Raw genomic sequence first — 13,483 nt, 5'->3', positions numbered from 1 at the left:
TTAATGTTCTTGCAACAAATTTAGCCATTGTTTTCCAATATTTTCCAGTAGAAAAGGTTGAATACTTTTTAAAGAATTTTCTTTGCATTTTTGCAACAAAACTTTATCTGAAACCAATAAATTCATCGCTTCGGTCAACTTTAGCCAATTTTGATTTTCGACTAAAATTCCATTTTCAAAAGAAGAAATCATGTCGCGCGGACCAAAATCGCAATCAAAAGAAACAACTGGAATTTCGCAAGCCAAAGCTTCTAAAATCACATTCGGAAAACCTTCATTTTTACTGCTCAAAACTAGAAATTTAGCTTTGTTCAAATATTTAAACGGATTATTTTGATACCCTAAGAGATGCACAAAATCATGAATTTGGCTATCTGAAATTACTTTTTGAAGTTTTGTTTCATCTCCATTTCCAAGAATGACTAAATGAATTTTCTTCGCAAATAAATCCGATTCTGCATAACTGAAAATGAGTTTGTCAAATTGCTTTATATCATTTTCATATTGTCCGACAGCAATTATAAAATCAAAATCAAATTCAATTTCCTCATCTTTTTTTCGCTGAATTTCCTCTAAATTTACCGGATTGTGAATCAGGACAACATTTTCTAAACGATGCTTTTTCTCAATCAAAACCCTCATTTCGTCTGTAATTGCAACATTTGCCAGACAATGATTGTACATCAAACGTGTCAACCAAGAATTATTAGGCATATAATGATCGATCAAAAAACTATGAACTGTAAAAACGGTTTTAGTATTATAAATAAATCGGGCAAGAATAAGTTCTTGAATGATTTTGGTTCGAAATCTAAAATCGATTATAAAGTCAAAATGATTTTCGTTTAAATACGTCCGTAAAGCCTGTAAACGCTTAATTTTATTAAAAACACCGTTACTTTCATTTTTCAACAAGCCCAAATTAACCAGTTTTCCCGAATAAGGAAAATTGACTTCGTCCAAAACAATAATAATGTCAATTTCAAAACCATGCTTCTCAAAAAAAAGCGACAAATTTGCCATCACTTTATCGCTTCCGCCTCCGCTTAGACGATAACCAATTAAAGCGATTTTCTTTTTTTTGTGAGACAATATCATTCTTGATTTCTTATTTTCGTATTCAAATATAACGCTTTAAAACAATATGCAGGATAAATCATTAGTGACGATTATTTGCTTGTGCTACAATCACGAAAAATTTGTTGTGGAGAGTTTATTGTCTGCGCTGAACCAAGATTATTCTGCCAGTGAAATTATTATTGTTGATGATTTTAGCACTGATAATTCCAGAAATGTCATCAAAAAATTCCTGATTGATTATCCTCAAATTCAGTTTATTGAAAACGAAGTAAATTTAGGAAGTACAAAATCTTTCAACAAAGCTTTAAAACTAGCGAAAGGCGATTATATAATTGATCTGGCCTGCGATGATGTTTTGCTTCCAAATTCCGTTTCATTACAAATAAAAGCTTTTCAGGAAAATACATTTAAAAACCTCGGAATTGTTTACGGAAATGCCGAATTAATTACTGAAAACAACCAACATGATTCGTATTATTTTCCAGTTGACTCAAATAAAAAAACCATTGAAAATCGAAAAACCGGAGATATTTATTTAAGCGTAATTTCAGGTGGAAACAGTATTTGCTCTGTTTCTTCAATGGTTAAAAAATCGGTTTTTGATGATTTGAATGGTTATGACGAAAATCTGGCTTACGAAGATTTAGATTTATGGATTCGGGCTTCGCGAAAATTTGATGTTGATTATATTGATGAAATTTTGATTCAAAAACGAATTTCAACAAACTCTTTGGGAACTCATTTTTTTCTTAAAAAAGATGCACGAGCAAAAAGAATAAATTACTCCACGTATTTAATCATCAAAAAAGCAATTCAATTAAATCGCACAAAGGAAGAACATAAAGCCATTTTGAAACGCATCCATTATGAAATGATTTTGGCGTACAAAACTTCCGATTATAAATTGCTTTTTAAATACATTTTACTGGAAATAAAACAACGCATCAATATTATAATAGAACGCTGATTTTACTGATTCGCTTTTGAGAAGACGCGGATTAAATCCGTTTTATGAGCGTTCAAATCATTTTTAGATTGTCAAAAAATCTTCCAATTGTTCTTTTTCTCCTTCCCAATCGCGCGAAATATTTGTTCGGATTAATTTTGCGGGAATTCCTCCAATTAAAATAGTATTTCCCAACGAAGTATAATCTTTATTGCAAAAACTATTTGTTGCAATAGTACAAAAATCAGGTGTTTTAGTGTTTTTCATAATCGAAATTCTGCTTCCGCTAAAATTATAGTTTCCTATAAAAATTGGCCCTGTTTTTTGCTGTTTTTCACCAGTAACAGTATCAATCATATCATGAAAATTGGTATCAATAATTTGGCTCTCAGCGCCTAAGCGAACATAATTTCCTAAAATAACTTTTTCCAGACAAATCAATTTGGCGTTTGAAGCCATTGAGGACATATTTCCCAATTCGCAAACGGCATTTTCGCCAACAAAAAGAAAATAATCTTTCCCGAATTGAAATTTTCCTTTAAAAATTAATTTCCCCTGAATATTGATTTCTGCAATTCCGCGATGAACTGTGTTTAATTCATAAGGCTGACCGAAACCAATCATTCCTTTTTGGATTTTTCCGTCGATTTGAATTTCACCTGAAATTGAAGTAAACTTTACTCTTTTATAAAAGAAAATTGGAAGTTTTTTTGCCGTTTGAAAAGGAAATTTCTTAAAATTAAAATACAAGGTTTTAGTCCAGTTTACCGAACAGTAAAACTTGAGTTTGTGATAAAAAGTACGGCATTTTCTGTAACTGCTTTTAATCATTTTTATCTTTTTTTCTTTCAGCAAATGACGTAAATATTTCTTTTAAATCTATTTTTTTATTGATTTGGTATAAACTAAAAGCAAACGAAATCAAAACAGCGAGAGTCATCAGACTATACTTCAAAATTGAAATTTCGATATATTTGATTAAAAATGCTGAAATACAAATTAGAAAACAAACAAAATATATTTTGTAAAAATCATTTTCAAAGTAGAAATTATATCTGTTTTTAGTGATGATTTTCAATCCGATAAAATGGAAAAAAAAGTAAAGGCAAAAACTGAAACCTAAACCCTCTAAACTGTAAAAATAATAACCCGCAATATTCATTATCAGAAACAAAACATTAAAACCAATTGCAGTTTTTACAAACATTTTCGAATCGCCTTTTGCAATCAATATAAATCCAATGGACCACGAAACGGCGCGAAAAAGCATTCCCAAAATCCCGATTGCAATCATAGGCAAAATGGCATCGAATTTATCAGTATAAATTACTTTGACAATTATTGGGCTTAACGCCAAAAATAAAGCAATAATGGGCGTAATGATCAAAATTGAAATAAAAGCTTGTTGTTCAACGCTTTCTCTAACTTTTTTATTATCAGAATTAATTGAAGCTAGTTTTGGAAAATAATCCGTACTCATGACCGTAAAAATAATTCCGACATAAGAATTCAGCAAAGTAAATCCGGCGTTGTAAAAACCAACTTGTTCCAGTCCTCCAGTTTTTCCAATATAAATTTGAAGCAAGTATGTCGACAAAAGCGTTAAAACACTGCTAATTGTAAGCATAAAACCTAACTTAACAATCAGTTTCCCTTCTGAAAACAAGACTGAATTATTTACTTTTTCCTTTTCAATTTTTACTTTATTTGAATAATAAAATGAAAAAACTAAAGCTGAGAATGAAGCGATTATAATCGTTGGAAGAATAGCATCGATTCCTAAAAAATAGTAAAGCGGAATTGAAAAAAGCAATCCAAATAAGTTTCCGAATAAATTGGCTTTTGCCAAAAAACGAAAAGACCGCAAACCTTGCAAAACCGCCAATTGCCCAGAACTTAATTGCTTGAACAAAATCGTAACCGAAAGAATCGCAAAAGAAAAAGTCTGACTTGAATCTCCAAAAGTTATGATGCTCAGCATTTTTGAAAAAGCTAAAGTCAAAAACATTCCAAAAATTCCAGTAAAAAACACTATTTTTTTGACAATTTGAATGGTTTTGGAAACCGTGCTTAAATCGTCATTTTTATAATTTTCAGAAATATTCTTTATCGAGCTCGTTTCGATTCCAAATCCAGAAATACTGCTCAAAACACCCAAAGTCGAATGCAGCAAAGCAATAATTCCCATTCCTGCAGGCCCGATAAAAACGGCAATTAATTTCGTTCGAATTACAGAAATTAGAATAGAAAAAAACTGAACGCCACCAAAAAGTGAAGTCATTTTTAAAATTTGCTGATATGATTTTTTATCAGACACGATTTTAATACTGATTTAAAATTTCAATAATAAAATCGATTTCAGTTTTTGCCAAAACAGGATTACAAGGCAAACTTAAAACCTCGTTATGGATTTTTTCAGTAATTGGAAATGACAAATTATTCCACTCCAAAAATGCTTTTTGTTTATGTGGCGGAATTGGGTAATGAATAACCGTCTGAATATTATTTTGAGCTAAATAATTTTGTAATTTTTCTCTGTTTTTGGTTCGAATAACAAACAAATGAAAAACATGATTTTCAGATAAATCCCAAGAAGGCAAAATTATTTTTTCGTTTTTAATTTCAGATAAATATCGTTTTGCAATTTCTTTTCGTTTTTCATTATCCGAATCCAAATTCGGTAATTTCAAGTTTAAAAAACCAGCTTGCAATTCGTCTAATCTGGAATTTACCCCAATATATTCGTTGTGATATTTTTTCTCTGAACCATAATTCCGAAGCGAAAAAAGCACTTTTGCCAATTCCGAATCATTTGTAGTTATTGCCCCGCCGTCGCCAAGACAACCCAGATTTTTTCCAGGATAAAAGCTGAAAGCTTGCGTCAATTTTAAATTATTAATTATTAATTGTTGATTGTTAATTGCTCCATGTGATTGCGCGCAATCTTCTACAACAATCAAATTATGCTTTCCTGCAATTTCATTTATTTTGTCCATCTCGCACAATTGTCCGTATAAATGAACCGCTAAAATGGCTTTTGTTTTTGAAGTGATTTTTTCTTCAATCAAATCCGTATTTATGTTGTAGGTTTCTAATCTTGGTTCAACCAAAACCGGAACCAAATCAGCTTGCAAAATGGCCAAAATACTAGCAATATACGTATTAGCAGGAACTATTACTTCGTCGCCTTTTTTGAGTTTCCTGAGTTTGATATATCCTTTAAAAATCAAAACCAAGGCATCGAAACCATTCCCTACTCCAATGCAATATTTTTTTTGGCAATATTCGGCGAAAACCTTTTCAAAAATTTCGACTTCTTTCCCTAAAATATACCAGCCGTTTTCTAAAACTTCTTTCAGTTTTTCCTGAAATGCAGTTTCATACGGTTCGTTAATTTTTTTTAGGTCTAGAAATGGTATCATAATTATTTTGTTCTATAAAAAACTAATAGGTTTTTAAAACCTATTAGTTTTAGTATTATAAATCGATTTTATAAAAATCTTGATTATACACCGTGCAACCTAATTCTTCTTTTTGTTGCAAAAGCCCAGCATTATAGTCTTTTTCATCAACTGAATTTACGATTCCCATATCAAAAAAGTGTTTCCCTTTTCGTTTGTATTTATGAATCAAGTTGATAAAAAGAAAATCCAAAGCTCTTACTTTTTCACCTTTTTCAGAAGTAGCTCCATATTGTGATTTCACAACATTATCCGTTTCAAAAATAGTTATTCCGGCGATAATTTCGTCGTTTTGATAAACGGAGTATTGTTTGATTCTTTCGGGAAATCGTTGTTTTAAAAAAGTAATTTCTTCGCAAGTATGAACGGGTTTTGTTTTGAATTTTTCCTGCAATCTAGGTTCTAAAACATTTTGCCAAAAAGGCTGAAATTCTTGCTCTTCGATAATATCCAAATCAAGATTTTCAATTCTTCTGAAATGCTTCATTTTGCTTTTCGAAATATGAAAAGGCGATTTTAAATCAACTGCCAAATTCATTTCTTTTTTTTCTAAAATGGCATTTCTTTTAAACAAAAAAAAGTCCATTTCCTGATTTCCTTCTAAAAAATAAAAAGACGGAATTGGCTTATAATGAAAGGTTTTAATTTTGTTTTCTTTCAAAAAAAACAAAACAGCATCTATAATTTCTTCTGCTTTTTTTGCTTTCAATTTGGAAGAAAAAACCAAACCTCCATAAGTAAGTCCTTGATGTGAATAAACTGAATTTCCTTTGAAATTTGCTGGCAGAATTGCCTTAAGTTTTTCATTTTCAAAAACTAAAAGCGAAAAATCCGCAAATCGATCTTTGTGATATTCCATAAAATCGCGATGAAACAAAAAAGTTGCATTTTTGGCTTTTGCAACAAAATCGTTCCATGTGCTGTAATCATTTTGATTGTATTTTTTAATGAAATATGGCATAGATTTATTTATGATCAAATGCTTTTAAATGCCATTTGTATTTTACCGCCATTAACCTTACAACGATTATAACCATTGAAGTTACGAGATACAAAACATCATCGTTCAGATTTAATTTTCGTAAACCAAAGAAAACGATTCCTCCTAAAATACAGATTGTTGCGTAGATTTCTTCTCTAAAAACATTCGGAATTTCGTTGCACAGAATATCTCTAATAACACCTCCAAAACAAGCCGTCATAGTTCCTAAGGCGATACAAATTGTAGGATGAAGTCCTGTCAAAAGCCCTCTTTCCAAACCTATTAAAGTAAATACACCAAGACCAATCGTATCAAAAAGAAACAATGAAGTTCGAAGTTTGTCAAAACTTTTTCTGAAAATTATAGCTAAAAAATAACCTATAATTATCACATAAACATATTGCATGTCTCGCATCCATCCCACAGGAGTTCTTCCTATCAAAACATCGCGAAGTGTTCCGCCGCCAACTGCCGTTACAAACGCAATAATAAAAACCCCAAACGGATCCAGTTTTTTATGCATTGCCGTTAAAGCCCCAGACATGGCAAAAGCCATCGTACCGATAAGATCTAATATGTGGAACATTTCTTTTTAAGGTGCAGAGTTACAAAGTAGCAAAGTTACAAAGGTTTTATTTGCAAAGACTACAATTAATTTTTCTTCTTTTTTAATACTATTTCTACTTCAGGATTTATGCTTTTTATTGCTTCAAAAAATCCGCTTTTGTCTTTTGGAGAAATTAATATCGAATTGTTTTTTCCATAAAAAATTTCTATTCGGTCCAACGAAAGTGCTGGCGAACTCATAACATTAAAAGTTTCAGAAATCTTTTTTATGTTTTTAATTTCAATCAAAGAGTTAACCAAAAAACCAGATTTAATTCTAAGTTTATCGTTCTCGATCTCATAAAACGTATTTGCAAACAAGTGAACAATAAAAGCACATACTGAAAGTGTAAAAATAAAAGTTGCCCACTTTTGACCAGATGCTAACTGTGTCAATTGGAATCCGAAAATTAAAACTAAGAGCACTACCAGCCACAGGTCAATTTTAGATTTAAATTTTTCCATTCTAACCATTATTTTTTCATGTAAATTGGGCTTCTTTTCAGCAAATATTGAACAGATTCCATCCAGCTGTCTTTAACGGCCAAAAATGGTTTACGCGTTTGCGAATAAATTTTAGATCCGTTTTTATACATATCAAAATAAACCGTATAGTAATAATATTGCTGATTATTTGCTGTCGTAGTTGAATAATCGTTTGTGGTCACTTTTTTATTATTGTTACTGACTTTTGCATTTCCACTGTTGTAAGTTGTTGCCGTTGTTCCCGTACCAATTGTAAAAGAAACTTTTGCGGCTATAATATTGTCAACGCCCAGTATTTTCTGCAAATCTTCAATTGGTGTTTCGTCGACATTATTATGGTCGATTCCAGCTTTGTGCAATAAACTGTTTGTAACTCTTAAATCTTGAACGGTCAGCGGCAAAATGTTTGCCGATTTATCGAGTAATTTATTATACAAATCGTTTTGCGCAAACTTTGCCATATCTTCAGATCCTTGCTGATTGTCTGCATTGACATATGGAACCGGCAAAACAGCAATGGTATTGGGTTTAATTTCGCCAGAAACAACACTTTGCCCTGAATTGTCTGGTGCCGAACTTGACGGCGTAACATCAAAAGTTTGGGAACGCCCGCTTGCAAAATCAATTTTTGCAATCTGCGAAACATCTAAAACAATAACCACAGTTTCGCCAGGCAAAGAATATTCAACAGTTTTATCAGATATTTTAGCAACCGTACATTCAATAATCTGATAATCTCTTTTTATAATTTTATCTAACTTTTTGCCGCCTTGAGCGAAAACAGCAACACATAGAAATAACATTAAAATCGTAGCAAAAACATTTTTAATTCTCATCTTGATTAAATTTAGATCCCCATTTTTCAGGCTGTTATATAATTCGTTTTCGATTTCAAAGCAAAAACATTATTTTGCCTCAAAACAAAGTTAACAAATCATCTTTCGAAACAGGAATTAAATGACAAAAATTGTTTGAAAAATAACACAATATTTAAGGAGCTGTTCCTGCTGTCCGCTGTATCTTTTTCCTGCTAAAGAAGCAGTAAAAAGGATGCCGCTTCCATCAGGGCTAGGGCATTCATTTTCAAAAGAAATCTTTCAAAAAATCACATATTTTGAGTATAGAAATTATAGTCTTTTAAAATCACTCTGATAAAATCGCTTCCATTCCCAGATTGATTTTTAATTCCGGTTACGCTTTCAATTTTTGCAACTAATTTATAGATAATTTCGAAGTCGTTTTTAGCAACCGCTTTTTTGAAAGTTTCTTTGATGATTCGCATATCATTGTCAGATAATTTGATAACCAATGGGTATGTTGGTACATAAGCTGTTCCAATATCTTCTAAAATCGTATGACTAATATTGATTTTGCTTTTTAAAGTAATCACAGCTGTGCCTGCCGCCATATCGCCAAAACGTTGTGATTTTTTATTTGATATAACCGTAATCAATGCCACAAATCCATATAGTGGCGGAATAAAAAAATCAACTATTCCAAAAAACCAACGAATCAAATAATCACCAAAACCGGCTTGATAGCCATCAATTTTAACCACTCTTATTTTAAGCAATATTTTTCCGATTGATTGTCCTTCAAAAATACTTTCTAAAGCAAGCGAATAAAACATTAGTGGAAGACCAAAAAGCGACATTATAGCTCGTTCTGACCAGCTATCTAAATTATTGATCAAAAGACCAAGCTTTAGCCAATAAAAAAAGATAAAATAAACGATAAGAATATAAGAAATCTTTACCGCTGCATCAATAAAATAAGCTCCTAAGCGCTCTCCTACAGAAGCCGCAATAAAATTTATTTTAACATTTTGTGTTGTGTTAATAGATAATTCTGACATATTTTATATTTTAGCCTGCAATGAGAGAAATCGCCTTCATAAAACAAAATAAAGAAAAATGGCTGGAATTTGAGCTAGCTATTTCGGGTAAAGCTAAAAAAAATCCTGATGAATTAGCCAATTTATACATTCAAATGATGAATGATTTGTCGTATGCGCAAACGTATTATCCTAAAAGTAAAACAGTTATTTACTTAAATCATCTTGCATCACAAATTTATCAGAAGATTTATAAAACAAAAAGAACCGAGAAAAATAAAGTTGTAGAATTTTTTGTAACTGAAGTTCCGTTGCTTGTTTACCAGTACAGACGGTATTTGATTTATGCTTTCATTTTATTTACTGTAACAGTTTGCATTGGCGTGATTTCGGCAAAATATGATCCTAATTTTGTTCGCCTTATTCTTAGCGATGAGTACGTAAACGAAACTTTGGAAAACATCAAAAAAGGAAATCCAATGGCCGTTTATGGTTCTGGAAGCAATTGGGGAAGTTTTATTGCCATTACAATGAACAATCTGTTAGTTGGTGCAAAATGCTACTTTTTTGGCATTTTTGCTGGGATTGGAACTTTTTACATTTGCATGTACAACTCAATTATGCTGGGTTCGTTTCAGTATTTCTTTTATGAGCAAGGCGTTTTCTGGAAAAGCGTTAGAGGAATTTGGATTCACGGCGCCATGGAGATTTTTGGAATTGTAATCGAAACTGCAGCCGGATTCATTTTAGGTGCCTCAATCTTATTTCCAAAGACATTTTCTAGAATAAATTCTTTTAAAATTGGATTCAAAAATAGTTTTAAAATCTATTTGAGTACTTTTCCTTTTACAATTGGTGCAGGATTTCTGGAGGGTTTTATAACGCGATATTCGATTGATATGCCAAATTGGCTAAGCAGTTTTATCATCTTATTTACATTAGGAATAATTTCATTTTACTATTTGGTTTATCCTTTCATCGTTCACAAAAAAACACAACAATTATCAGCCTAAATTAGATTAATTCGGAGACCATAATGAATAAAATTTTCTTCATTTTATTTTTTGCTTTTTGTTGCAGTTTTTCAAATGCACAGGATTCTCTTGTGACAGAAGAACCACCAAAAATCGAATCTATTAAATATACCGAAAAAGACATTCAAATTGATTCGGCAACAATAGCGCCGAAAACTTTTGATAAAGATTTCAAAGAAAAATACAAAAGCGCTGATTTTGTTTACGAAACCAAAACTCCAGAAAAAACATTTTGGGATGATTTCAAAGAATGGCTTGCGCGCGTACTTAGCAAAATATTCACTTTTAGCAATCCGCAAGCTTCTGTGAATTTTGTTGCCATTCTATTTAAAACATTGGCTGTTATAGTTGTTATAATTGTTATTTTCTTGATTGTAAAAGCATTAATCAATAAGGAAGGACAATGGATTTTCGGCAAAAATGCACAAAAAAGAACCATTTACTATTCTGATGCCGAAAAGAATATACATCTTTTAGATTTCGAAAAACTGATTGCAGAAAATATTGAATCTGGTCAAAAAAGAATTGCGATTCGTTATTATTATTTGTGGTTGCTGAAAGTGATGGCACAAAATAATTATATCGAATGGGATATTGAAAAAACAAATTCAGATTACTTATACGAGATTCAAAGCCCCTTGCATAAAGAAGAGTTTACTTATTTATCGTATTTATACAATTACATTTGGTACGGCGAATTTGACATTAATGAGCCTATTTTTCTAAAAGCCCAAAACCGTTTTAAAACAGCCATAAAAACCTTTAGCCATGGATAAAACTATTAAAATATACATAGGTATTCTGGTTTTTATATTTGGCTTGATTTTACTCACAAGCAAAGGACAATCAAAACCAATTGACTGGCGTCCAACGTTTTCTGTACATGACAAAATTCCGTACGGTTTGTATATTTTTGATAAAGAAATCAAAGGTCTTTTAAAAAATCAAAAAATCGAAAGGATTTCCGCCACAACACCTTATGAGTACTTGGATTCTCAATATAATGCAGATACTTTAGTTGAAGATTACCGAATTAAAGGCACTTTTTTGAACATTGCAGCCCAAAATGAAATTGACGAACAGTCTGTAAAAGAACTATTTTATTTTGTTTCAAGAGGCAATAATGCTTTTTTAAGCATGAGAAATTTTCCGCAAATTTTATTGGACAGCTTAAAATTGGACATTCAAAATGATTTAAAGCCATTTCATAAGACTTCAATTTGGATGGCAAATCCAAATGCGAGCAACAAAAAATACATTTTTAAGCAGTCTGTAGAAGATTACTTTTCTAAAATCGACACCGCTGAAACTACAGTTTTGGGTTATCAAAGCACGGCAAAAAATGAAAAACACATTAATTTCATAAAGGTTCGCTACAACGGAGGCTATTTTTATCTGCATACGCAACCGGCAGCTTTTACAAATTATCATTTGCTCAAAGACAATCATTATCAATATGCTGAAAAAGTATTGTCGCAAATTCCAAAAGGGGATGTTTTTTGGTACACCAAAGGGCAAAATAACGAATCCATTTCTGGTTCTCCACTGCGTTACATTTACAGTCAGCCGGGCTTAAAGTGGGCTTATTTACTAAGTATTATCGGAATCTTGATTTTCATTTTTTTCAATGCAAAAAGAAAACAGCGTATTGTTCCAATTGTAAAACCGTTGGTCAATTTGACCGTCGATTTTACAAAAACAATCGGGAATTTATATTATCAAGAAGGTGATCATACCAATATTATCGACAAGAAAATCATTTTTTTCCTTGAAAAAATACGAAACGAATATTTGATTGATACCACAAAACTTGATGCTGATTTTATTAAAAAGTTACATCATAAAACTGGAAAAAACATTGCCGATATTGAGGAACTTGTTTTTTTGATCAATGAACACCGAAAGAGTTACCACGGAAGTCTTAAAGAAGATTTAATCAGAATCAATAATGCAATCGAAAAAGTTATACATTAGTATTTTTAACCGAAATTCACAAAAAGAAAACATACCAAAATATGGACGAAAATAGCATCGCAGAAAACGAAATCACAAACGAAAATGTGAATTTTGAAACTAGAATAAATTTAACACCGCTATTAGAGCACGTTAATGCCATTAAAAAAGAGATTGAAACTGTAATTGTTGGACAACATAAAATGGTCGATCAGCTTTTGGTTGCTATTTTGTCTAACGGACATGTTTTGTTGGAAGGAGTTCCGGGTGTTGCCAAAACTATCACTGCAAAATTATTGGCAAAAACGGTGAATATTGATTTTAGCCGAATCCAGTTTACACCAGATTTGATGCCATCAGATATTTTAGGAACTTCTATTTTTAATTTGAAAAGCTCAGAATTTGAATTCAAAAAGGGACCTATTTTCTCTAATTTAATTTTAATTGACGAAATCAACCGTGCGCCGGCAAAAACGCAGGCAGCACTTTTTGAAGTTATGGAAGAGCGACAAATTACAATTGATGGTTCAGCTTACCAATTAGATGCGCCGTTTTTGGTAATTGCAACTCAAAATCCAATTGAGCAAGAAGGAACATATCGTTTGCCTGAAGCACAATTAGACCGTTTTTTATTCAAAATAGCTGTTGATTATCCAAAATTAAATGAAGAAATCCTCATTATCCAGCGTGAACATTTATTGGAAAATCATGGCAAATTAGAAGCTATAAAGTCTGTACTTTCTGCTTTAGAAATTAAACAATATCAGGCTCTGATAAAACAAATCAGAGTGGAGCAAAATTTATTAGAATATATTGCCAGAATTGTAGTTAATACGCGTGAAAATGCCTTTTTATATTTGGGTGCATCGCCTCGTGCTTCTATCGCTATTTTAAATGCTGCTAAAGGTTTTGCCGCCATCCGCGGACGCGATTTTGTTACTCCAGAAGATATCAAGGAAGCTGCAATTCCGGTTTTACAGCACCGTGTTATCGTCGCTCCAGAAAGAGAAATGGAAGGAATTACAAGTTCTGAAATTATCAAACAGATTATTGAAACAGTCGAGATTCCGCGATAAGTAGTATTCAGTCTCTGTTTGCAGT

General features: G+C 31.8%; 14 protein-coding genes. 5 read left to right on the top strand and 9 right to left on the bottom strand.

Translation table 11 applies throughout. The annotated features are described in order from the left end of the window. Window positions 1-1,098, bottom strand: coding sequence for a glycosyltransferase (locus H600_RS0112075; protein ID WP_026729020.1), 1,098 nt, complete (start codon window positions 1,096-1,098; stop codon window positions 1-3). A gap of 46 nt (window positions 1,099-1,144) precedes the next feature. Here H600_RS0112075 and H600_RS0112070 point away from each other — a divergent pair, with 46 nt between their 5' ends. Beyond that, entirely contained in the window at window positions 1,145-2,047 is a 903-nt protein-coding gene (locus tag H600_RS0112070) for a glycosyltransferase family 2 protein (protein ID WP_026729019.1), read from the top strand. 63 nt (window positions 2,048-2,110) lie between these two features. Here H600_RS0112070 and H600_RS22045 read toward each other — a convergent pair whose 3' ends face one another. The 8 genes from H600_RS22045 to H600_RS0112030 all read right to left on the bottom strand — a co-directional run bounded on the left by H600_RS22045 (window position 2,111) and on the right by H600_RS0112030 (window position 9,416). Further along, window positions 2,111-2,857, bottom strand: coding sequence for an acyltransferase (locus tag H600_RS22045; RefSeq protein ID WP_245176560.1), 747 nt, complete (start codon window positions 2,855-2,857; stop codon window positions 2,111-2,113). Continuing rightward, window positions 2,850-4,307, bottom strand: a complete 1,458-nt coding sequence (locus H600_RS0112060; protein WP_157509915.1) for an oligosaccharide flippase family protein — start codon at window positions 4,305-4,307, stop codon at window positions 2,850-2,852. The genes H600_RS22045 and H600_RS0112060 overlap by 8 nt, the downstream gene beginning before the upstream one ends. Before the next feature lie 40 nt (window positions 4,308-4,347). Then, window positions 4,348-5,448, bottom strand: coding sequence for a DegT/DnrJ/EryC1/StrS family aminotransferase (locus H600_RS0112055; RefSeq protein ID WP_026729017.1), 1,101 nt, complete (start codon window positions 5,446-5,448; stop codon window positions 4,348-4,350). 55 nt (window positions 5,449-5,503) lie between these two features. Next, window positions 5,504-6,448: a GNAT family N-acetyltransferase gene (locus H600_RS0112050; protein ID WP_035108622.1), complete on the bottom strand. Its 945-nt coding sequence runs from the start codon at window positions 6,446-6,448 to the stop codon at window positions 5,504-5,506. 4 nt (window positions 6,449-6,452) lie between these two features. Continuing rightward, window positions 6,453-7,055, bottom strand: coding sequence for a trimeric intracellular cation channel family protein (locus tag H600_RS0112045; RefSeq protein ID WP_026729015.1), 603 nt, complete (start codon window positions 7,053-7,055; stop codon window positions 6,453-6,455). A gap of 65 nt (window positions 7,056-7,120) precedes the next feature. Beyond that, window positions 7,121-7,540, bottom strand: a complete 420-nt coding sequence (locus H600_RS0112040; protein WP_026729014.1) for a PH domain-containing protein — start codon at window positions 7,538-7,540, stop codon at window positions 7,121-7,123. A gap of 8 nt (window positions 7,541-7,548) precedes the next feature. Beyond that, entirely contained in the window at window positions 7,549-8,397 is an 849-nt protein-coding gene (locus tag H600_RS0112035; RefSeq protein WP_026729013.1) for a hypothetical protein, read from the bottom strand. Window positions 8,398-8,666: 269 nt separating this feature from the next. Continuing rightward, window positions 8,667-9,416: an RDD family protein gene (locus tag H600_RS0112030; RefSeq protein WP_026729012.1), complete on the bottom strand. Its 750-nt coding sequence runs from the start codon at window positions 9,414-9,416 to the stop codon at window positions 8,667-8,669. Between the two features lie 20 nt (window positions 9,417-9,436). On the opposite strand from H600_RS0112030, the gene H600_RS0112025 reads away from it, so the two are divergent. The 4 genes from H600_RS0112025 to H600_RS0112010 are packed head-to-tail and all read left to right on the top strand — an operon-like array spanning window position 9,437 to window position 13,458. Further along, window positions 9,437-10,408, top strand: a complete 972-nt coding sequence (locus H600_RS0112025) for a stage II sporulation protein M (protein ID WP_026729011.1) — start codon at window positions 9,437-9,439, stop codon at window positions 10,406-10,408. 23 nt (window positions 10,409-10,431) lie between these two features. After that, window positions 10,432-11,205: a hypothetical protein gene (locus H600_RS0112020; RefSeq protein ID WP_026729010.1), complete on the top strand. Its 774-nt coding sequence runs from the start codon at window positions 10,432-10,434 to the stop codon at window positions 11,203-11,205. After that, on the top strand, window positions 11,198-12,403 hold the full coding sequence (locus tag H600_RS0112015) for a DUF4350 domain-containing protein (protein ID WP_026729009.1): 1,206 nt from the start codon (window positions 11,198-11,200) through the stop codon (window positions 12,401-12,403). Before H600_RS0112020 ends, H600_RS0112015 begins: the two co-directional genes overlap by 8 nt. A gap of 41 nt (window positions 12,404-12,444) precedes the next feature. Next, complete coding sequence (locus tag H600_RS0112010; protein WP_026729008.1) at window positions 12,445-13,458, top strand: AAA family ATPase; 1,014 nt, start codon at window positions 12,445-12,447, stop codon at window positions 13,456-13,458. Window positions 13,459-13,483 lie beyond the last annotated feature (25 nt).

This window comes from Flavobacterium denitrificans DSM 15936, from assembly GCF_000425445.1.
In the GTDB taxonomy this organism is placed as follows: domain Bacteria; phylum Bacteroidota; class Bacteroidia; order Flavobacteriales; family Flavobacteriaceae; genus Flavobacterium; species Flavobacterium denitrificans.
This window is presented reverse-complemented; position numbering and strand designations above follow the sequence as displayed.